The organism is Paenibacillus sp. 01T443 (assembly GCF_056398325.1).
Genome location: NZ_JBFTPE010000004.1, coordinates 19,042 through 41,413 on the forward strand (window position 1 = coordinate 19,042; position 22,372 = coordinate 41,413).

The window sequence follows — 22,372 nt, forward strand, 5'->3', positions numbered from 1 at the left end:
AACAGTATAGTCAATTATAGGAATTTCATTTCATATGTTTTCACAAAATAAGAATGTTTGTTCCCGTATATTATACCGTTATCTGTCAAGCGGCGCAATGTTCTGAATTCAAAAAAAATACGCGCAGCTGAATCCTTAAACGATTCACCCTGGCGTATTCCCATTTGAACGGCCGCACCTCAAACCAAGCTTGCCCGTGACAGCCGTTCTTTCCCGATTCTATGCTCACACCATTGTTCATACCATTCTCTCAACTGAAAAGAAATGTCCACACCCAACTCTTTCGATAACGTTTGATTAAGCCGCTCATAATGACCCGCAACCTTATCGTAATGGCCCAGCTCATCATAAAGTTTCATTAAGATGAGTCCTTCCTCTTCATTATAAGGGTCCGCCGTTTGGATTCTTTCATATAATAGCAGCGCATTTGGCCTGCTTTCTCCACTTTCCATATTATGCTGTGCCAGCTGCCTTGCGTTGTTCAGCCAAATCTGGCGCAGGCGTTCCCGCTCATGCTCAGCCCACACATATCCATAGTCTTGCAAGTAGTCGCCTTCGTATTCTTCAAGCAGCTGCCATACTTGATCCCGATGCCGCGATGCCGGTCCGCCCAGCTTCTCCAGCTCTTGCTCCCATCGCTCGGTATCCAAAACAACTTGCCCAATATCGAGAATATAGCCCTCATGAATACTCGAGTTTTGTATGACGATCTCCATGTGCATTTTTTGCAAGCATTGCCTGATTTGATAAATTGCCGTATAGAGCTGAGTCATTGCCCGCTTCATATCCATATCGGAAAAAAACAGCTCCAGCAGCGTTGACTTATGAACAAGCTGCTTGCGGTGATGAAGCAAGTATAAAAAAAGCTCCTGTGCTTTTGACGTACGCCATCTCGGAAGCTGAGCCGATTGTCCCAGCGATTGGAAACGTAACGTTTTGAAGCAAAATATCTTCTGCCCTTGATCCTCGCCTGTCTTTGGCTGCTGCTTTCCTTCTCTGCGCCTTACCAGCCGTTCAATCGTTTTCTGAATACGAGATTTTTGCAGAGGTTTAAGCACATAATCCACCGCATTCAATTCAAAGGCTTTAATGGCATATTCATCATGCGCCGTTACAAAAACAATTTCCGCCTGAGGGCAAATCTGTTGAATGAGCTCCGCGGCTTGAAGCCCGGTTATTTCAGGCATATGGATATCTAAAAATACGACATCAGGCTGCAGCCTGCCCGCTTGCTCCACCGCTAGCAAAGGGCTTTGAAACATGTCGATTGCCGTCAGCTCGATGGATTGGCTAAGCATGCGTTCCAGCTGAACGAGTGCCAGTCTTTCATCGTCTATTATCATCACCTTCACTTGCTTCACTCCTATATCTGTCATGAAAAATTACTATTTGATATGTATAAGATTTAAATTCTTCCAATTATTTATATCGGCATATATAGGTCATTCGTTTATGTTTGGACAAAAAAATATGAACCTTAAGAACTAGATTGTTCAGAAAATGTACAGATGGCATTTATATACTAATCAAGATGCAAATAAAGTCGTGCCTTGACGAAATCTGACGGGTCGGAGCTTTCATTTGTTCGAAACCATCCGTTTTCTTGACTTCATTATTTCAGGCTGATCCTGGTTTGCTCTCGTTTACCTGGAATGATGTGTCATCCTGCTGCATGCACAAGTAAATACATACCGAAAGGAAGGAAGAAAGAAACCATGCGATTTCAGAACATGCGGAAAGGTCGTACTCTCCCTATTATCATTCTGTTCGCCTTGCTGTTGCAAACAGCGCTGCTGCCCTTCGCGGCTCCAGTTATGGCGAGCACGCCGATTGACGGGCTTACGATCATCAAAACCGCAAGCAAATCCACTGTAAATGTCGGAGATGAGTTTGTCTACACGATTAAAGTAGCTCTCTCCAGCACCGTTTCGTTAGGCAAGGAACTGAGAATCGAGGACGTCGTTCCAGCTCCTTTTACTGTAATTGGTGTAGAAGGCGCCAGCAACACAGGCAATGCGGTAAGTCTAACCCGATCATTCGAGCCTGGCGAATCTCTACTTATTGATATTACTGTAAAGGTAGGCAATACGTATACCAATTCACCAGTGCTTAAGACGAACACCGCTACAGCTACAGATACCACAAATTCAAACAGCAGCAGCTCAAGCAGTGTAGACGTCACCATTTCCGCAGATGCTACGCCAAGCCCGACACCGGCGCCAACACCTACTCCTACACCCATTCAATCCACCTATGACAAATGGGCGGCATTCAAAACCCAGAGCACGGGTTATAAAGGCAGTGTCGCTAATGTCGGCGGAGAAATATCCTACAACATTGGGATCAATCCCGTTCAAAAGGGCAATGTATCACCTGCCGGCGCCCTTACATCTATTACGCTTGTGGATACTTATCCGGCTGGGGCAACCGTCAGCTTAGCCGATATTACTCATGTAACAGGACCCAGTGTCACACCTGTCATTGACACTGTTAACCGTACGATTACATGGGAAATCACTCGATTAGAATCCGGGCAAAAGTTTGAGGCACGCGTTAAGCTTACCTTCCCAGCCGATTTAGGGTGGACAGGCCCAATCGATAAAACAAACCATCTCGAAATTACAAATTATACGATTGAAGGTCCGGTCGAGGGCGAAGTAACGGTGCCTGAAACGGATGTAACAACCAAATTCGGCCCTCCTGTTTCCGGAGGCGGACAAGTAACGAAAAACCGAACCTTTGATTATCGCTGGCACGGGCAAGAACAAACATTTTTAATCAGCGGGATAACAAATTCAGGTCCGGGCGTGAACTCCGAGCTTCGCAACATTGTACTTACGGATACATTACCGTCCGAGCTGCAGTATACAAAATTGAAGATGCCAAACAAGTCGTGGAGCTCTTTCACTTATGTATTGAAGAATAGCGGTTCAACGACTGTTACGCCAAATGCTAACGGCAATGCGCTCGAAAAAGCCGCTGCAGGCAGTGAAATCACAATCGGCTCAGCGGGAGACCTTGAAGTGCCGACAAATGATTCACTGGTAAGCGTATCTTGGACCTTCGCTTCGCTTCCGGTTGGGGAAGAAATCAAAAACATTGAAATCAAAGGTAAGGTATTGCCCGCTGCGACAGGAACAAGATCCAGCGAAAATACAGCTTGCGGTGCTGCGGCTATCGTGAATAACAATCCTAATGTTGAGCAAGGCGACACAATCAAGAACTGTGCGATCGTCACATATGAGGCTTTAACAGAAACATCCGCTAACAGCGGTATCTGGTCTTACCAACCGCAAACGCCAGGCAAGGCTGCAGCAACTTTCTTGATTAATGAACCCAAGCCTTGGCTGACTGCTACCAAAGCAAATCAACCAGGAGGCGCTTTCTACGGCCCGCTCAGCCTTGTTCCATTCACCATTTCGGTGAGCAACAAATGGGATGCAACAGGTCCTTGGGTTAATCCTGTCATCTATGATTTACTGCCTGAGAGCTTTGATTACTACACTGATCCAAAGCAAACGGAGCTAATTGACGCGCTTGCTGCTTCATTTACCATTAGCGGTTTGCCTTCTAGCGCTGTCAAACCTACTTTAGAAAAGCTTGCAGACGTCAATAACAGAACACTCGTTAAATGGTCTTGGCCAGCTGGTCTTTCTTTAGATCCAGGCACCACACTGACGATTACTTACAAAGGCAAGGTTCGTGCAGGCACACTTGCTTCATCTAGCTATATCAATGACGTTTATGCTTCAACTGAAGCAAGCAACGTGCAATTTTGGCATGATGGAAACAAAACGCAGCATGACCCATCAAGCTTCACTGCATGGGCAGCAGCCAATAGCGGGATTTCAGGAACGACGTTTAATTTCAATCCAAGTAATGATCCTGTTGAGCGCTATTACGTGCACGCAAGCGCTCCTGTAACCGTAAGCCTCGCAGCCGTTGTTAAATCTGCCAAATGGAATAAAGGCGAACTAACACCTGTTTTTGATGTAACAAATTCTGGCGGTTACAGCGGACCTCCGTCTATTCCTTACACTCCTTTCGACCGTGTTGTAGGAGATACTGAATACACAGAATTCCCAAGATTCAGCTCCACTTATGAAGGAGGATCAGCCGATTACAAGCTTGTTATTCAAAACAGCGGCAATACTCGCTTATCGAAAGTAGATGCACTCGATATCCTGCCTTTCATCGGAGATCAAGCATTATTGGCAGAAACGGGCCGTGGCTCTGAATGGCGTCCGAATCTCGCAACCACCCCCACCTCGGGAACCGGTAAGACCTTTACGTATACCCCAGAGGGCGGAGGACCATCTAAGACGGTTACCTATGATCTGCGAGTTTATTACAGCCTTTCGGCAGACAAAAATTCAGTCGTCAATTTCGCTAATGCAGCTGGCATTAAAAACGGCTGGATTAATCAAGCCCAATATGCCAGCAATGATCTAACGGATATTCAGTCTCTTTATTTTGAGATTACAAATATCAAGGGCAGTGACAACGCTAACGATTTAGCTCCTGGAGACTATATCGTTTTGGACTGGGAAATGAACGCGCCAGTCGGTACGCAATCCGGCAAGGTAGCTTGGAACTCGTTCGCTATTCAAGCAACTAGCGGAGCAAGCAACAAAGTCATGCTGCCTGCGGAGCCCAATAAAGTAGGATTCCTCGTTCATCCGGCCAATCAACATGTGCCGCTGGGGGAAATCGGAAACTTCGTTTGGTTCGACAGCAACCGCGACGGCCTTCAGAATGAGCAGTACGATGGAGACAGCGGTCAAGGCGCGGGGATTAACGGCATCAAGGTAAACCTATATAACCCTGGCGGATCCACGCCGATTAAAGAAACGATTACAGGGTATGATCAAAATGGTAAACCTGGTTACTATCTATTCCAAGGACTTCCTACCGGTCAATATGAAGTAGAGTTTGTTCTGCCGGAGCAATATACTCCGACGATTTCTAACGCACCGGGAGCAGATCCTGCTCATCTAAATAACTCGGATTCCAACAAAACGGACAAGCTTGTACAAGTGGGCAATTTTACGCCATATCGCACGGATACGATTACAATCAATGTTTTATCCGCAGATAAAATTAAAAACTTTACTATTGACTTAGGTCTTGTTGAGGAAGGGGCTGTAACGCCTTCATATCCTTCTGCTGCTATCGAAAAAAAGATTACAACTGTAGCAAAAGGCTCCTCATCGGCAGCTCCAACAACGGATTATGCCGTTATCGGCAATCAAGTTCACTATGCAATTGAATTTACAAACACATCGTCCGTTACCTTACACAACATTAAAGTGATGGATACACTGGACCGTAATCAAGATGGATTTGCTTTTAATAAATTGACCTACAACGGTTCTTCCATCGCAATAAACGGAAACAGCCATTCACGTCCTGATATTATTTCTAGTGTGAGCAATTCCGGTCCTGCACCGTATGTTGTCATCAAGAAATTAGCTCCAGGCGAGAAGCTTGTGCTTGAAGGAGCCTATACCGTTACAGCTAACGATTTTGACCTTACGGAATTAGATAACAAGGCCACTATCTTCTACAACGAATCACCTGATCCGTTAGATGATCAAGCAAGCATTCCGACCGCTGGCGTCAAAGTAGAAAAAACAAGTAGCCGAACTGCTGCATCAAGCTCGGATGAGGGAGATTGGATCGATTATCTCGTCACTGTAACCAACACAGGCAGCAGCAAACTAACGAATATCGTTATTACGGATACAAAGGTATCGGGCATTCCGGCGATTCCGTCGTTAGATTCCGGTAAATCGATTGAAATTACTTATCCGTACCAACTCACGGCGACTGATGCTGCCTCCGCTTCTATCGTTAATACGGTTACGGCTGATCCAGCAGAAACGCCACCTGTGACGGATACACATGAAATTCCGGTTACAACCGATGCTCGTGGGTCCATTGGCGATTATGTATGGTTTGACCTTAATGAGGATGGCATTCAAGACCCGGGAGAAAACGGAATTAACGGTATCACCGTGAAACTGCTGGATTCCAACAATGTTGTTATCGCTACGACATTTACTCGTGATAAGGCTGGCAAAGCAGGTCATTATTCATTTAAAGGATTGCCTTTCGCAACCTATCACGTACAATTTATCATTCCGCAAGATTATGACATGACAGATTCAACTGCAACGGTGGGCGAGAATGACTCCAATGCAGTTGACAACAATGGAAAAACAGATGCCATTATACTTACAATCACCGAACCGGATGATCCGACGATCGATCTTGGCCTTTACCCTCGCGGTGAAATCGGCAATTATGTATGGCTGGACCGCGATCGTGACGGCGTTCAAGACGAGCAAGAAAAAGACGGCATGAACGGAATTGTCGTGAAGCTGTTCAAGGATAGCGCAGGCGGTACGCCTATAGCAACGACGACAACTGTAAATGATAGCAGCGGAAAACCCGGCTACTACCTCTTTGATCATTTGCTGTCAGGCAGCTATTTCGTGCAATTCGTTATTTCTGACGATTACAGTAAAACCGTTGAAGGAAGCGTACCTGGATCCGGTACGGATTCCAATGTTACAAACAATAATGGCGTCACCCAGCAAATCGTAATTGGCGAATCAACAAGCTGGATCAATCATACGATTGATTTGGGTCTGGTTGGGAACGGCAGTATCGGAAACTATGTATGGGTTGATCGCGACAACAACGGCAAGCAAGACGAGGACGAACAGAACGGCGTCAACGGCATTAAAGTGAAGCTTTACAATAAAGACAAAGTGCTGCTTGAAGAAACCGTAACAGGAAATGATTCTTCTGGCGATCCTGGCTACTACTTGTTCGAGCACCTCGTAGGCGGCAGCTATTACGTGGAATTCGAAGTACCAAGCATCTTTGGTCTTACGCAAGCATCAGCAGCAGGTACAACTGGAGCAAATGATTCTAATCCAACCGAGAATGGCCTTACTCAGGTCATCGAGCTTGGTACAGCAGCTCCAAACGGCTGGCATGACCTTACGATCGATCTAGGTCTCGTTGGTATCGGTAAGCTCGGCGATTACGTGTGGCATGACCGCAACCGCGACGGCATTCAAAATGAAACCGATGCGGAGGGCATTAACGGCGTTGTCGTTAAGCTCTACAAGGGTACAGCTACCGGTATTCCCGCAACTCAGACCATAACCGCTAATGATCCAAGCGGTAAACCTGGCTATTATAGCTTCACAGAGCTGCTGGAAGGCGATTATTATGTGCAATTCGTTCTTCCGACAGATTATGAAAAAACGGCTGCGGAGAACGGCGGAAACGATGGTACCGATTCGAACGCGACGAACAATACCCACACCACTGCAAAAATCGAAATCGGTGAAACAGCGGGATGGATCGATTCAAGCATTGATCTAGGATTGATCGCAAAAGGCGAGATCGGTAATTATGTATGGCTCGACCGCAACCGCGACGGCATACAAAATGAGAGCGAAGCTTTGGGCGTTAACGGCATCACAGTCAACTTATACAAAGACAATGCAGCCGGTGCTCCTTATGCGGTAACAACAACGACAACCGGCCAGAATGGCAAGCCTGGCTATTATCTTTTCGATAATTTGCGGGAAGGCAATTATTTCGTACAGTTCGTCATACCGGTTGATTACGAGAAGACCGTTGCTGGAGCAGGTACTGACACCGCTCTCGACTCCAACACAACTGATGCAGGCATTACAACATCCGTCATCACGATCGGGCATACCGAAGGATGGGTTGATCACAGCATCGATTTGGGTCTGATTGCTAAGGGGAAAATCGGTAATTACGTTTGGTATGACAGCAATGTGAACGGAAAGCAAGACGAGTTGGCTATACGTGGATTTAACGATGTCATCGTTAAGCTGTTCGATAAGGATAGAAACTTCCTTGAACAAACCAAAACAGCTAACGATCTAGATGGCAATCCAGGATATTATTTATTTGAGCATCTTTTAAACGGTCAATATTATGTTCAATTTATTGTTCCTGCAGGTTATGTTCCAACAACCTCGGAGGCAGTAGGAGTATCGGCTGCGGAGGATTCCAACGCTATCATAGAAGGCTACACCAAAGAGATAACCATTGGCGAGAATGCTCCGCTAGGCTGGGAGGATCTAACCATTGATCTGGGCTTATATACAGCTCCTAATCCACCGGTATTGCCACCTGTACTGCCACCTGTTTTACCGCCAGTTACACCAGGAGTGCCTAATCCTGAAGGTCCAGGTGAACCAAGCGTACCAGGCGAGCCATCAAAGCCAGATGAAGGCAAACCTCCTGTAGAGCATGAAACAACAGAACAGGATAAACCGATTGAAGGCCATGTCGATGTTCCAAAAGACAGCAAGCCAAGCGTCGGTGAAAAACCGGAGCACGGTACTGTCACCATCGACGACAAAGGCAATTGGATTTATACGCCTAATCCTGGTTACTCTGGAAAGGATAATTTCTCGATTATTGTGAAGGACAAAGACGGAAATGAAGAAGAAATTTTCTTTGAGATTGACGTCGAAGTACCACAAGGCGGTATCAACATTACCCCTTCGGTTCCTACCCTTCCAAAAACGGGCGAGCAAAGCTACTTGCTCATGCAGCTTCTAGGCCTGAGCTTGCTTATTCTAGGAGTGGCACTTCGTTTCAAACGCAAGAAGGCATAAAAAAAACAGACTGTATACGGCCGATCTTGGCCCGTATACAGTCTATTTTCTTTTATAAGCAGCTTATTCACTTAGGCGCTCTGCTTTCTCCGAATGCGCCTCGCGCCGATTAGAGGCATGATAGCTGCGAAGCAGCTCCAGCAATGAAGCTGGCCCAGCCGAAGCATAATAGTTAGCCTGTTCATCCGGGGCTAGAATGACACCCAGTTGATGATGCTCGCCAGCAAATCTCGCCCGCTGCGCGAACTTCAGCTCACCTTCCAGATTTAAAACCTCAAGCTTGCAAAATGCGGAGTTTTGAACGAGCGCCTCATACAGATCCTGTTTTGTTCTTACGCGCATTCCGTTCACCTTATGCAAAATCTCGCCTGTAACGAGACCCATTGCTGAGGCAGGCGTACCTGGTACGATGCCCAGTATCCGCAAGCCGCGCGAGTCATTGACATACAATGGGGATTGCGCCGCTTCCCTGGAACGGCTTCTCCAAATAATAGCTTCATGCATCAGCAGCGACGTCAATGCCGCTAGCGGCAGCAGCAGTGGCTGCCACCAAGCTAAAATAGCTGCGCCCGCTAAGCATACGCTGTACAGAAGCAGCCCTTTGGCTGCATGTTTTGCTTTTTCGCGAGGCAATAATGATCTTGTCATTTCCGTAAAGCCAATGATCATGGGCAAAGCTACGAATGACCAACCCTGTGACCAATCAGCTCCAAATAACGGCGTCCAGGGCAATACTGAAGTTGATGCTCCGACTCCATTAGTCGGCACTAACATGAGAAGCGGAACAGGCCAAAAGCCCTGCAGCATATAACCGCCGATGAGCTTGCCTCTTTTTCCTTCAAGAAATAACGGCGTTGCCAGTCGATCCCCTTGCCAGCGAACAAGCACAGCTTCGGCCAAATGAAGCAATGCTACCAGAACGAGCAGCCCTGCTGTATCAATGTTTGCAAGTGATGCAGTTAAGGAGCCTAGCCAATCTGTCCTCTCGGCTAACGAAGTCCATCCAACGAGCCATTGAAGAAGAGTAATGACCCCCGCGCTATACGCAAAACACAAATATCGAATCCGTATAATCATGAGAACGGCCGCAACCGCCCACAGCCACATCACTGTCGATCCAGTTAAGGTTACGCCGATGAACGCTCCTGCTAAAGACACGGCTAAACCAATCAGCAAACCAGCCAACATCGCTTTAAAAACCAGGCTTGGCCAATTGTGCAGCTTAACCGCAAACATTTGCCGTTCCATCCGAATTTGCCTCATATATTGTAAAATAATGAATAATACCGCAATATAATAAAATGGCTGTGCAACTAATTGGACAGCCGCTTTCCCGAGCATTTCCAGTAACTCGATCGCCGTTTCCAAAGCTAACACTCCTTCGCTCGTTCCGCATTTCCCTTTTAAGCATTAAACAAGCGTAAACGGCTGTATCCGTCCTCTGGCGGCATAAGCTCGTTTCGCAGAGAGATATAAACACACTTATACTGTGAAACTGATTAATACTTATATATAAATAAAAGGCTGACTCCGTTAAACAGAGTCAACCTCTTATTCATTCGACACCGCTTGATCATTTCCTGCTTACCGCTTTAATTGCCTCATGCAGCTGCGTGTCGTTCTTTTCATCCTGTATCCATTTAATAACAGCTTTCTCGAGAGCCTCTCCGGTTTGCTTATCGACTTGTCCCGTAGCCGGCAAGCTGTGCTCCGTTTGGAATTTTTTCACGGCTTCTGCCGTTTCCGCTCCGTAATAGCCGTCCTCGCGCTTCGGTTCGTACCCAAGCCCGTGCAGCATAATTTGTACGCTGCGCACCTGTTCGCCCAGTGTATCCTGCTTCAGAGTCTCAGCAAGAGCAAGTCTGGCTACTGTATATAAGTCAGGTGGCTGAATAGCAATATCAGGCTTAATCCCATTTTCATGGATCCAATTGCCGTTTGGCGTTAACCATTTAGCGATGGTCATCTTCAATAAGCTGCCGTCTCCGAGAGCTTTATTATAACTCACCTGCACGGTGCCTTTGCCAAATGAAGTTTCGCCGACCAGCTTCGCTCCCGCGCTTTCCTGCAAAGCGCCCGCTAAGATCTCCGATGCGCTGGCGCTGCCATTGTTCATAAGAACAGCAATCGGGTACGTTTTGCTTTGTCCCTCAGACAGCGTCTTCTCCCGATTCCCTTCCCGGTCCTCCACCTGGACCACCGTCTTGCCCTTCGGCAAGAAGGTCTGGGCGATCTCCACGACAACCGGCAGCACACCTCCCGGATTGTTTCGCACATCCAGCACGAGGCCCTTCATCCCTTGCTCCTCTAACTTAGCAAGCTCTTGCTTAAAGCGTTCCGCCGTATGCAAAGAAAACTGCCTAATTTCAATAATGCCTGTCCCGTCGGGACGCAGACTGCCGTACACGGTTTCCACATCGATATCATCGCGGATGAGTACGAGCTGTATCGGCTCCGAGAAACCTGCCCGCTGCACCTGGATTTTTGCTTTTGTTCCTTTGGGGCCACGGATTTTGGCGACAGCATCCTGCAAATTCAAGCCGTCAAGCTTCGCTCCGTTTACCGATAGCAGCACGTCCTTTGCGAGTAAACCAGAGCGTTCAGCCGGTGAACCCTTAATTGGAGAAACGACAACGATCCGTCCATTCTCGAGTGTAACTTCAGCGCCGATGCCCGTGAATGAGCCTTCAATCGATTCTGAAAAATGCTGCGCAACGTCCTTCTCCATATAAACGGAGTAAGGATCATCCAGCGAAGACATCATTCCGCTCACTGCACCATCAAGCAGTTCATGGCGATCGACTTTTTGATAATATTTTGTTTCGATTAATTCTAGCACCGCGTTAAGCTTCTTCAGCTCGTCCTCTTTCAGCCTAAAACGCTCGCCCTCATCGGCTGCCGATGCTGAGAGAGCAGGCTTCGAGTACTTATCGGGCTTAATCGTTTGATCCGCGATCGTCAGCGTAACGAGTACTGACGCTATCATCGTTAGCATAACGAACGCGAATACTGTACGTCCTTTGAAATGCACCTGTCTACACCACCTTCTCATCTTCCACGGTCTTAGATTTAAGACCACCCTAGTATATGACAACCCGCTTACAATTATTTGTCTCAACCGGTAAAGATGATCATTTCGTGTTTATACGATCTTAGATTTCAAACAAGGCAGCCACATGGGCTGCCTCTGAATGTAAATTATGAATGATTGCTTATTTTAGATAGCTGCTTGGGTTAACCGGCGTTTGGTTTTTGCGCACCTCAAAATGCAAATGTGGTCCTGTCGAGTTGCCCGTACTGCCCACCTCGGCAATCTTCTGGCCTTTTTTAACCTTCTCGCCCTTTTCGACTTTGATTCCGCCATTGCGAATATGCCCATAAAGCGTCCACAAGCCGTTACCATGATCGATAATGACACAGTTGCCATAGCTGCTCCATGTTTGCGCGACTAGAACGACGCCATCCTCGGCTGCATAAATATCCGTGCCCTGCGGGGCGGCAAAATCTATCCCCGTATGCGTATGCTTCTTACCGGTAATCGGATGAACCCTTGTGCCAAAGTTTGAGCTTACCCGATAACTATCCCTAATTGGCATGCCCAGTTTCCCGCCAGAATAGGGATTTGAAATGCTGTTTTTCTGGGCATTCAGCTTGGATACTTTCGCCGCCAGCTCCATGAGCAAAGCTTCCTGCTCCTCGCTTATTCCTTCAAGCTCCTCCAGCGTGCTGTCAATCTGTTGAAGCTTGCTGTTGAGCTGTTTGATATTGCTGTTATAGCTGGCAATCATGACTTCTTTTTCTTGTTCCTTCTTTACCAAATGCGCCTCATATTGCTCCAGCTTCACATAGATTGCCTTAACTTCAGCAAACTGCTTCTCTACTTCTACCTTCTTAAGCGCTACGAGCTCTTTTTCCGCTCTTTGCTCAGCTAAGATGTCGCGATCCTGTGAAAGGATCGATTGGAGCGCATCAAAACGATCAATAAAATCAGTAAAGCTCGTCGCACTTAGCAGCACGTCCATATAGGAAACAAATCCGTTTGTATACATAAGGCGCATGCGTGATTGCAAAAGCTCATCCCGTGTCTGAACGCGTTCTTCGGCCTGCTCCAGCTCAAGTCCGGTTTGCAGCAGTTCCTCTTCCTTTGCATCGCTTTGCGCTTGTGTTTTTGTTTTGTTAATGACGACATTATCAATCTCTGCCATCAGATTCGTAATGGAAGCTTCAGCTTCCGTCTTCTTGCTTTCAATACCGACCTTCTCGTTCTTAGCCGACGCCGCCTGCTGATGCACGCTCGCTGCTTCCCGCTCCGCTTTGGCAGCACGCTGCTCCGCTGCCCTCATTTCCGCTTTCGCGGCTGCAATTTGTTTCTTGATATTACTAAGAGAAGCTGCCTCTCCTCCTGTTGGTTGTAATACAAATACCGTAAGCATCATCGTAGCGATAAATAATAGCCATTTCCTCTTCTTCACGTGTGCATCCACCTACACTTTCAAATACTTTCGTATCGAAATCGTACTGCCCCAAACTCCAATAATTGTTCCCAGACCGATAAGCAGTGCAGCAGTCAACAGGCCCGACTCTTGTAAAGTAACCAGCTTAATCATCATGAGCGATAATTCCATTTGGGTAATCTTTACCAGTTGCGAATAACTGAGCAATACGGCTATCGTTGTAATAACCGAGCTTATGATTCCAATTAAGGCGCCTTCGATGAAGAACGGCCAGCGAATAAATGAATTCGTAGCTCCGACCAGCTTCATGATGCCGATTTCCCGTCTCCTAGCAATGATGGTCATTTTAATCGTGTTTGAGATAAGGAACATGGCTGTTACCGATAAACCAATGACGACGACGATACCAATGTAACGCACGGCATTTGTAATTTTAAATAATGTCTCAACTGTGCCTTGCCCATATTTGACTTTAGCAATAGGTATTAGCTCATCTGCTTTATTGATCGCTTCGATCTGCTTCGCTGCAGCATCGATCGTTTGCGGTTCATAAACCTCCACCGTGAAGGAATCCGGCAGCGGATTTTTTTCATTTTCATAACCATCTAATAGATCTTTATTATCTTCACCCAAGTTTTTACGCAGCAGCTCCAGTCCCTCTGCTTTGGACACAAACGTTACTTTTCTTACCTCGGTAAGATTGCCGATTTTATTCTGAAGCTCCGTAATCTTCGCTTTATCGACGTTCAGTTGAAGGAACACGCGAATTTGTACCTGGCTTTCGATTTGCGCAGCCATGTGATTAACGTTCAATGCCAGCAATAAAAAGATGCCGAGAATGAACAACGATATAAAAATGGAGCTCATCGAGGCAAAAGACATCCATCCGTTTCGAATGATGTTTTTGGCGCCTTCTCGCAGGTGCCGGGTTACGGTTCTAAGTTTCATAGCCGTACTCCCCTCTAGCCTCGTCACGTACGATATTGCCGTTCTCGATTGCAATGACGCGTTTGCGCATAGAGTTAACGATATCCTTGTTATGAGTAGCCATTACGATAGTCGTACCGCGAAAATTGATCTCTTCGAGCAGATTCATGATGCCGAGCGATGTTTCTGGATCCAAGTTTCCAGTAGGCTCGTCCGCCACAATTACGGTGGGATTATTTACAATCGCCCTCGCGATCGATACCCGCTGCTGTTCGCCGCCAGATAACTGCGCGGGCAGGCTCGCATGTTTATGCTTCAGACCGACGAGGTCAAGCACCTCCAGCGTCCTTTTCTTGATGACGCGAGTCGGCGCTTCAATAACCTCCATAGCAAAAGCGACGTTTTCAAACACCGTTAATTTGGGTAGTAGTCTGAAATCCTGAAAAATAACGCCTATATTTCGTCGAACAAACGGAATTTTACGCGGCTTCAGCTTACCGATATTAAATCCGTTAACTGAAAGCTGGCCTTTAGTCGGTACTTCCTCACGATAAATCAATTTCATAAATGTCGATTTACCTGCTCCTGATGGTCCTACTAAATAAACAAACTCATTGCGATCTATACGAACAGAGACGCCTCTTAACGCATGCGTTCCGTCGGTGTACGTTTTCCATATGTCTTGCATCTCAATCACATTATCACATCCTGTTTATAGTCAGTAATACTATTTCGACAGTTTGTGCTGAATTCCTTCATAAGAAGCTGGCTTTCCTCATTTTTCACAAATCTCATCGAAAAGTCATTTGTCGAATCAGGCACTGACTGCGCTATAGACAAAATTACAAGGTATGCAGCATATACATGTAAGACTGCCTTGTTTTAAACGCGCAGAAAGGAGTGATTCGTATCGTCAAACGTATACACATTGGTATTATCGTCATCGCTTCGCTGCTGCTTATTGCAGCTGTCGGTTGGGGCTTTGTCTGGAATTACGCGCTTCAAAAAACCGTTCCTGAGCAGGTGGATGCAGGCGGCATACAAATTGGCGGCCTGCCCGTGCAGGAAGCCGTGGATCTGCTCGATCAATATGAGAAATCGCTGCGTGAGCGCACGATAACGATTCATGCGACTGCTGCGGCGAGCGACAGCAAGCAATGGACCGTCTCCGAGCTCGGTTATACGGCAAAATTCGATGAAGCCCGCAAAGCCTTAAAAAAGCTTGGCGAAGGAGATATATGGGATCGCGCTGTCTACCGGTATCAATTCCAGAAATCGTATGCGCTTTTGCAGAGCTGGAAACCTGAGGCTTTCGATGCCGCTGTCCGCAAGCAGTGGAGCTGGATTGAAAAGAACGAAACCAAAAATGCTACACGAACCATTACAAAGGAGGATAAGGTCATCTATGAGCCTCATGTCGATGCCTACCGCCTGGATACTAGAGAGCTCACTGAAAAGGTCGATGAGTGGGTTGTTCTGGAGAAGGAGCAAATCGGGGCTCCGGTAGAAAAATCATTTACAGCTGCATTGCCCGTTACCACCATTCATCCTGAGCTCACGCTTGATCTATTAAAGGATGAGGGGATCGAGCGAAAAATCCTTGAGTTTTCCACCGATTTCAAGACGAGCGCGGAGGGACGTGCCCATAACGTAACCATCACTGCGGAGGCGCTTAACGATTGGGAGCTCGCACCTAATGAAATATTCGACTACAACAAGCTGATCGAGAGAGCCGAGGAGCTGTACGACTATCGCGAGGCTCCGGTTATTTTGAACGGAAAGCTAGTTCCGGGCATCGGAGGCGGGATTTGTCAGGTATCGAGCACCCTATACAATGCGGCGCTTCGAGCCGGCCTAGAAATTGTTGAACGCCGCAACCACTCGCTGCCTGTTGCTTATTTGCCTATTGGACAGGATGCTACCTACGCGGGCGGAGCGATTAACTTCCGTTTCAAAAATACGACGGGCAAACATCTCATAATCCGTACTACAGTGGAGAACCGCACGCTCACCGTCAAGCTGTTCGGTACGATGGACGCGGATGTGAGATATGATATCGATTCCGTTACTCTGAAGACGATAAATCCCACCGTTCAGGAGGTTAGAAATCCCAAATTATCACCGGGTCAAAAGGTCACCGTTGAACAAGGCAAACAAGGTTTTGTTGTCGAAACTTACCGCATTCTTCTTCGCGATGGCAAAACAGTGTCACGAGATCGCATATCACGTGATACTTACAAGGCGCAGCCTACCGTTATCGAAGTGGGTCCGCTTAAAGGCAGCAACGGTCCGTCGGCAACGCCGACGCCTACACCAAGTACACCTGAACCGCTGCTGGAGGATGGCATTCAATAAGCTATTGCTTAAATTTTAGGTCAAGCGTAAACGGCTGACGCCATCCTTGGCGGTAAAAGCTCGTTTCGCGGTGAAATTTAAGCATCGTATAAGGTTAAAATTCCTACTTTCTTATATTTCAAAAAAAAGCAGTTCGGCCCTAAGCCTGCACAGGCTTTGCCGAACTGCTTTTCTATTATATTGCTGATGAATGCGATTTTGCTTATCTGCTGCGCACTAAATATTCGGTTACCCATGCTGCCGTTTGCTCTAGAGCAAGCTCCGCGCGTCCAATTGCATCCTGAACCTGCGTTTTTGCCGTACCGCCGTAGACGTTACGCGCATTCACGACCTGCTCTGGCTGAAGCACGGCATAGATACGATCGTCGAACAGTGAAGAGAACTGCTTGAATTCCTCTAGCGTAAGGTCCAGCAGGTACTTGTTTTGCTCAATGCAATACAATACCGTTTTGCCAATCACCTCATGCGCTTGGCGGAAAGGCAAGCCTTTGCCAACGAGGAAGTCGGCAATATCCGTTGCGTTCGAGAAATCCTGATTGACCGCTTGACGCATGCGTTCCTTGTTCACCTTCATCGTCGCGATCATCGGAGCGAACAACTGAAGCGCGCCTTGCAGCGTCTTCACAGTGTCGAACATACCTTCTTTGTCTTCCTGCATATCCTTGTTATAAGCAAGCGGCAGCGATTTGAGCACCGTCAGCAAGCCAACAAGATCACCGTAAACCCGTCCGGTTTTGCCGCGAACAAGCTCGGGAACGTCCGGATTTTTCTTTTGCGGCATAATGCTGCTTCCTGTGCAGAACGCATCATCCAGCTCAACAAAATGAAACTCCGTGCTTGACCAAAGAATAAGTTCTTCGCTTAAACGCGATAGATGCATCATGATGATCGAAGCGTCCGCTAGAAACTCAACAATAAAGTCACGGTCGCTGACCGCGTCTAGACTGTTCTCATACACACGGTCGAACTTCAACTGGCTGGCTACGAAATGGCGGTCGATTGGGAAGGTAGTCCCAGCAAGGGCACCCGCTCCAAGCGGAAGCACGTTGATGCGCTTGTAGCTGTCCTGCAGACGTTCAATATCACGTCCGAACATCGATACATACGCCATCAAATGATGAGCGAATAGAATCGGCTGCGCGCGCTGCAAATGCGTATAACCCGGCACAATCGTGTCGATATTCGCTTTCGCTTGCTCGATAAGCGCGAATTGCAGCTTATAGAGCATATCAACGAACTCAACAACGCGTTTGCGAAGCCATAAATGCATGTCCGTTGCCACTTGGTCATTCCGGCTGCGACCCGTATGCAGCTTGCCGCCTACCGAGCCTACATCGTCAATCAGTGTTTTCTCAATATTCATATGAATGTCTTCATCGCCAATAGTGAATTCAATATCATCGCGTTTAATGCGTTGAAGGACGCGGTGCAAACCGTCCTTGATCTTCTCCACGTCATCGGCTGGAAGTATGCCCTGCTTGCCCAGCATCGTTACATGAGCCAGACTGCCTTGAATATCCTCTTCAGCCAGCTCTTTGTCGAACATAATCGAAGCTGTGTATTCCTCTACCAATTGGTCCGTTTTTTTCGTAAAACGACCGCCCCATAATTTACTCACTGGTTCGTTACACTCCCTTGTAAAGCTTATTTATTGCTGACAGCAGAGGATACCTTCAGACGCAATGCATTTAGACGGATGAAGCCTGTCGCGTCGCCTTGATCGTATGCTTTTGACGGATCTGCTTCCATCGTTGCAATGTCAGGATTGTACAAGCTAACCGGGCTTTGCACGCCTGCTCCGATAACGTTTCCTTTATAAAGCTTCATTCGAACGACGCCGCTCACGTTCTTTTGTGATTCTGTTACCAATGCTTGCAGAGCAAGACGCTCTGGTGCAAACCAGAAGCCGTTATAAACAAGCTGGCTGTATTTTGCAATCAAGGAGTCACGAAGATGCATAACCTCGCGGTCCATAGTCAAGGATTCCATTTTGCGGTGAGCGGTGAACAAGATCGTTCCGCCCGGTGTTTCATATACGCCGCGGCTCTTCATGCCGACGAAACGGTTTTCTACCATGTCAACACGTCCAATGCCGTGCTTGCCGCCAAGCTCGTTGAGCGTATCCATCACCTCAAGCGGGCTAAGCTCCTTGCCGTTAATTGCCGTACAATTGCCTTCTGCAAAAGTAAGTTCGACATATTCGGCTTTATCCGGCGCGTTCTCTGGCGAAACGCTCAGCACATACATGCTCTCGTTCTCTTCGGAGCTTGGATCAAACCAAGGATCTTCCAGCATGCCGCTCTCAAAGCTGATATGCAGCAGGTTGCGGTCAGTCGAATACGGCTTCGCAGCGGATGCGGTAACCGGAATGTTGTGTTTTTCCGCGTAAGCGATCATTTCAGCACGGCCCGGGAATTCCTCGCGGAATGCTTCAAGTCTCCAAGGAGCAATAACGCCGATCTCCGGAGCAAGCGCGGCAGCAGTCAGCTCGAAACGAACTTGGTCGTTGCCTTTGCCTGTTGCGCCATGCGCAATATAAGCCGCGCCTTCCGCACGTGCGATATCAACCATACGCTTTGCGATAAGCGGGCGGGCAATCGATGTGCCGAGCAGGTATTGGCCTTCATACAATGTTCCTGCTTGGAACATCGGATAGATAAAGTCCTTTGCGAACTCATCGCGAAGATCGTCAATGTATACTTTGGAAGCGCCTGTTGCGAGTGCTTTGGCTTCCAAGCCGTCAAGCTCGTCCTTTTGGCCGATATCAGCCGTGAATGCGATAATTTCAGCGTCATATGTTTCTTTCAACCATTTGAGGATAACCGATGTATCCAGGCCGCCTGAATAGGCGAGCACGATTTTTTCTTTTGCCATAGTAGTATTTTACTTCCCTTCGAATGAATTCATATCGTTAAGCGGTTAAGCTAGGACATAATTGCAGCCATGATCGCTTTTTGCGCATGGAGACGGTTTTCCGCCTGGTCAAAAATAATGGAGCTGTCGCCGTCGATTACACCCTCGCTCACTTCTTCGCCGCGATGAGCCGGCAAGCAGTGCATAAAGAGGTAATCCTTTTTCGCGTACTTCGTTAACGCCTCGTTCACCTGATAAGCGGCAAAAGCAACCTCACGTTCCTTCTGCTCCGCTTCCTGCCCCATACTCGCCCACACGTCAGTGTATACGATATCTGCATCAGCAATCGCTTCCTTCGGATCGCGGCAAATATGAATTTTCGATCCCGTCTCAGCGGCATGATCCTTCGTTTGCTGAATGATATCCGCATCCGGCTCATAGCCTTCAGGCGTCGCAACCGACATATGAAGACCAAGCTTTGCAGCACCCATCAGCAAGGAATGCGTCATGTTATTGCCATCGCCAATGTAAGCGATTTTCAAGCCTTCCAGACGGCCCTTTTGCTCAAGAATTGTTTGGTAATCCGCTAGGGCTTGGCAAGGATGCGAAAGATCCGTCAAACCGTTGATAACCGGAATCGTCGCCCCGCGGGCAAGCTCAACTACTTTACGGTGCGCGAATGTACGAATCATAATACCATCAAGATAGCGGGACAGCGTCTGAGCTGTATCCCAGATCGTCTCACCGCGACCGATCTGCAGGTCATTTCCGCTAAGGAAAAGCCCTTGTCCGCCCAGCTGGTACATGCCGACCTCAAACGAAACGCGCGTACGCGTCGAGGATTTTTCAAAAATCATTCCGAGCGTTTTTCCTTTTAACACATGGTGGGTTTCGCCTGCTTTTTGCTTTTGTTTCAGGTCAATGGCAAGATCGATCAAGTATCGGATTTCCTCCGGCTTGAAATCCACCAGCATTAGAAAGTCGCGCCCCTTTAAGCTTTGCGCCAATTCCTCGTTTACAGTTCCTTGCATGGTATAGCCCTCCTTCAGGTTCAAACAATCTGCATGTCTATCTTATTAAACGACGGGCCGCTTCTCTTCCAGCAGTTCTGCCAAAAGCGAAACTGCCAAATCGATTTCTTCATCCGTAACTAACAAATTAGGCAATAGGCGAATGACATTCGGTCCTGCCGAAATAACGATCAGTCCGCGCTTCTGCGCTTGGTTCAATATTTCCGCAATCGGCTCCACGCATTCGATGCCTACTAGCAGACCAAGACCGCGCACCTCTTTTACGAAAGCATTCCCTGCCAGCTTCTCCCGAAGCTGCGAAATCAAATACTTCCCCTTTTGCGCAGCACGCTCAGAAAGACCTTCTCCCACAATCGTCTCAAGCGTCGCTTTCACAACGGCTGTCGCGATTGGAGTTCCTCCGAACGTCGAACCATGACTGCCTGCGGTAAAGCCTTCGCGAAGCTTCTCCTTCGCTGCCATAGCGCCGACCGGGAAGCCGCTTCCGAGACCCTTTGCCATGGTGAAAATATCAGGTTCAATGCCGTAATGCTCATACGCGAACAGCTTGCCCGTACGCCCCATTCCAGTCTGAATCTCATCCACGATAAGCAGAACGCCTTGCCTCTCGCATAAAGCGACAAGCTCCTTCAAATAGACAGGATCAACCGGATAAATACCGCCCTCCGCTTGAACCATCTCCAGCATAATGGCTGCTGTCTGATCCGAAACAGCCGCTTCAAGCGCAGCCAGATCGTTCAATGGGATGGTTTTGAAACCTTCGGGAAGCGGTGCAAAACCTTCCTTCACCTTGGCTTGGCCCGTTGCCGTAAGCGTTGCAAGGGTCCGGCCATGAAAGGATTGTTCGAAAGTAATGATTTCAAAACGGCCGTTATTCAAAACCTTCTGATTGTAACGACGAGCCAGCTTTATCGCTGCTTCGTTCGCCTCGGCGCCCGAATTGCAGAAAAAAACAGCATCCGCGCAGCTGTTATCGGTGATAAGCTTGCCTGCATCCGCTTGGTTTGGAATATGAAACAAATTAGATACATGCCACAGCTCATCCAGCTGCTTGATTAAAGCTTCTTTGATTTGTTTAGGAGCATGCCCGAGATTCGTAACGGCAATACCGCTCATGAAATCTAGGTATTTATTTCCTTGGTCATCCCATAGCCAGCTTCCGTCGCCCTTCACCAATGCGATCGGATACCTTGCATAGGTAGGAAATAATGATTGGTCAACAGCCGAAGCTGTATTTGTCTCGCTCATCGACCTTACACCCGCCCTTCATTCGTCTGAACAATTCGAGTACCGACGCCGCCCTCGCGGACAGCCTTGGTCAACACACCCTGCACCTCGCCGCTTACTATGACAACCTCACGCACGCGGCCTTGTATGCACTGTATCGCTGCGCGCACTTTCGGAATCATGCCGCCGTAGATTTCACCGCTAACGATCATCTCTTCGATTTCTGCCACGGAAACAACGGGAAGCACTTGCTTCTCTCCATCGACCGTTTTCAAAATACCCGGAACATCCGTCACGACAATCATACGTTCTACCCCTAGATGAGAAGCGACAGCGCCTGCCGCTGTATCCGCATTGATATTGTAGCGCTGGCCTTGATCGTCAATCCCGATTGGGGCAATGACTGGAATATAACCCATTCCCATGACGCCCTCTATAATCGCCGCGTTCACGTCCGTGACGTCGCCAACGAAACCGATTTCCGCCGCATTCGATACCGGCTGAGCCTGAATGAGCATACCGTCAACGCCTGATAAACCGAGCGCCTTCGCGCCATTGATCTGGATCTTACGTACGATTTCTTTATTGATACGTCCCGCAAGCACCATCTCAACTACATCGAGAACAGCATCATTCGTAATACGCAAGCCATTCACGAATCCGGTCTCGATGCCTAGCTTAACGAGCGTCTCCGATATAGCAGGACCGCCGCCGTGCACGATGACCGGAAGAATACCTGCAAGCTGCAGCTCGCGCAGCTCATCAAAAAAGCTATTCGGAAGCGCCGCAAGCGTACTGCCTCCGCATTTCATAACAAACCGTTGCTCCGTCACTGATTCATACCCTC

The 22,372-nt window shown here is 47.8% G+C and carries 13 protein-coding genes; 2 read left to right on the forward strand and 11 right to left on the reverse strand.

Annotation, left to right across the window (positions count from 1 at the left end; translation table 11 throughout):
- Positions 1-179 precede the first annotated feature (179 nt).
- Positions 180-1,343: a response regulator gene (locus tag AC1DLI_RS06330; RefSeq protein ID WP_477601173.1), complete on the reverse strand. Its 1,164-nt coding sequence runs from the start codon at positions 1,341-1,343 to the stop codon at positions 180-182.
- A gap of 372 nt (positions 1,344-1,715) precedes the next feature.
- On the opposite strand from AC1DLI_RS06330, the gene AC1DLI_RS06335 reads away from it, so the two are divergent.
- The gene (locus tag AC1DLI_RS06335) at positions 1,716-8,678 is read left to right on the forward strand and encodes an SdrD B-like domain-containing protein (protein ID WP_477600694.1); all 6,963 of its coding nucleotides are present in this window, start codon (positions 1,716-1,718) and stop codon (positions 8,676-8,678) included.
- Positions 8,679-8,741: 63 nt separating this feature from the next.
- Here AC1DLI_RS06335 and AC1DLI_RS06340 read toward each other — a convergent pair whose 3' ends face one another.
- The 5 genes from AC1DLI_RS06340 to ftsE all read right to left on the reverse strand — a co-directional run bounded on the left by AC1DLI_RS06340 (position 8,742) and on the right by ftsE (position 14,756).
- The gene (locus tag AC1DLI_RS06340) at positions 8,742-10,046 is read right to left on the reverse strand and encodes a serine protease (protein WP_477600696.1); all 1,305 of its coding nucleotides are present in this window, start codon (positions 10,044-10,046) and stop codon (positions 8,742-8,744) included.
- Between the two features lie 205 nt (positions 10,047-10,251).
- Entirely contained in the window at positions 10,252-11,709 is a 1,458-nt protein-coding gene (locus AC1DLI_RS06345; protein WP_477600698.1) for a S41 family peptidase, read from the reverse strand.
- 181 nt (positions 11,710-11,890) lie between these two features.
- Complete coding sequence (locus AC1DLI_RS06350; RefSeq protein ID WP_477600700.1) at positions 11,891-13,150, reverse strand: murein hydrolase activator EnvC family protein; 1,260 nt, start codon at positions 13,148-13,150, stop codon at positions 11,891-11,893.
- Positions 13,151-13,162: 12 nt separating this feature from the next.
- A complete protein-coding gene (gene ftsX, locus AC1DLI_RS06355) occupies positions 13,163-14,080 on the reverse strand; it encodes a permease-like cell division protein FtsX (protein ID WP_477600702.1) in 918 nt (305 codons plus the stop codon).
- The gene (gene ftsE, locus AC1DLI_RS06360; RefSeq protein WP_477600704.1) at positions 14,070-14,756 is read right to left on the reverse strand and encodes a cell division ATP-binding protein FtsE; all 687 of its coding nucleotides are present in this window, start codon (positions 14,754-14,756) and stop codon (positions 14,070-14,072) included. Before ftsE ends, ftsX begins: the two co-directional genes overlap by 11 nt.
- 203 nt (positions 14,757-14,959) lie before the next feature.
- Here ftsE and AC1DLI_RS06365 point away from each other — a divergent pair, with 203 nt between their 5' ends.
- A complete protein-coding gene (locus tag AC1DLI_RS06365) occupies positions 14,960-16,414 on the forward strand; it encodes a VanW family protein (protein WP_477600706.1) in 1,455 nt (484 codons plus the stop codon).
- Between the two features lie 202 nt (positions 16,415-16,616).
- Here AC1DLI_RS06365 and argH read toward each other — a convergent pair whose 3' ends face one another.
- Genes argH through argB form a run of 5 tightly spaced genes read right to left on the reverse strand, consistent with a single transcriptional unit; the run spans position 16,617 to position 22,337 of the window.
- On the reverse strand, positions 16,617-18,032 hold the full coding sequence (gene argH / locus AC1DLI_RS06370; RefSeq protein WP_477600708.1) for an argininosuccinate lyase: 1,416 nt from the start codon (positions 18,030-18,032) through the stop codon (positions 16,617-16,619).
- Between the two features lie 26 nt (positions 18,033-18,058).
- Positions 18,059-19,288: an argininosuccinate synthase gene (locus AC1DLI_RS06375; RefSeq protein ID WP_477600710.1), complete on the reverse strand. Its 1,230-nt coding sequence runs from the start codon at positions 19,286-19,288 to the stop codon at positions 18,059-18,061.
- A 50-nt stretch (positions 19,289-19,338) separates the two neighbouring features.
- Positions 19,339-20,298: an ornithine carbamoyltransferase gene (gene argF, locus AC1DLI_RS06380; protein ID WP_477600712.1), complete on the reverse strand. Its 960-nt coding sequence runs from the start codon at positions 20,296-20,298 to the stop codon at positions 19,339-19,341.
- 45 nt (positions 20,299-20,343) lie between these two features.
- The gene (locus AC1DLI_RS06385) at positions 20,344-21,546 is read right to left on the reverse strand and encodes an acetylornithine transaminase (protein WP_477600714.1); all 1,203 of its coding nucleotides are present in this window, start codon (positions 21,544-21,546) and stop codon (positions 20,344-20,346) included.
- A gap of 5 nt (positions 21,547-21,551) precedes the next feature.
- Positions 21,552-22,337 carry an acetylglutamate kinase gene (argB, locus tag AC1DLI_RS06390; protein WP_477601175.1) on the reverse strand — a complete coding sequence of 262 codons (786 nt, stop codon included), beginning with the start codon at positions 22,335-22,337 and terminating at the stop codon, positions 21,552-21,554.
- Between the last annotated feature and the right edge of the window lie 35 nt (positions 22,338-22,372).

Bases quoted from the DNA above. Each gene is read 5' to 3' on its own strand.
- argB (WP_477601175.1), bottom strand. From the start codon at position 22,337: ATGAAATGCGGAGGCAGTACGCTTGCGGCGCTTCCGAATAGCTTTTTT.
- argF (WP_477600712.1), bottom strand. From the start codon at position 20,298: ATGCAAGGAACTGTAAACGAGGAATTGGCGCAAAGCTTAAAGGGGCGC.
- AC1DLI_RS06385 (WP_477600714.1), bottom strand. From the start codon at position 21,546: ATGAGCGAGACAAATACAGCTTCGGCTGTTGACCAATCATTATTTCCT.
- AC1DLI_RS06330 (WP_477601173.1), bottom strand. From the start codon at position 1,343: ATGATAATAGACGATGAAAGACTGGCACTCGTTCAGCTGGAACGCATG.
- ftsX (WP_477600702.1), bottom strand. From the start codon at position 14,080: ATGAAACTTAGAACCGTAACCCGGCACCTGCGAGAAGGCGCCAAAAAC.
- AC1DLI_RS06335 (WP_477600694.1), top strand. From the start codon at position 1,716: ATGCGATTTCAGAACATGCGGAAAGGTCGTACTCTCCCTATTATCATT.
- AC1DLI_RS06375 (WP_477600710.1), bottom strand. From the start codon at position 19,288: ATGGCAAAAGAAAAAATCGTGCTCGCCTATTCAGGCGGCCTGGATACA.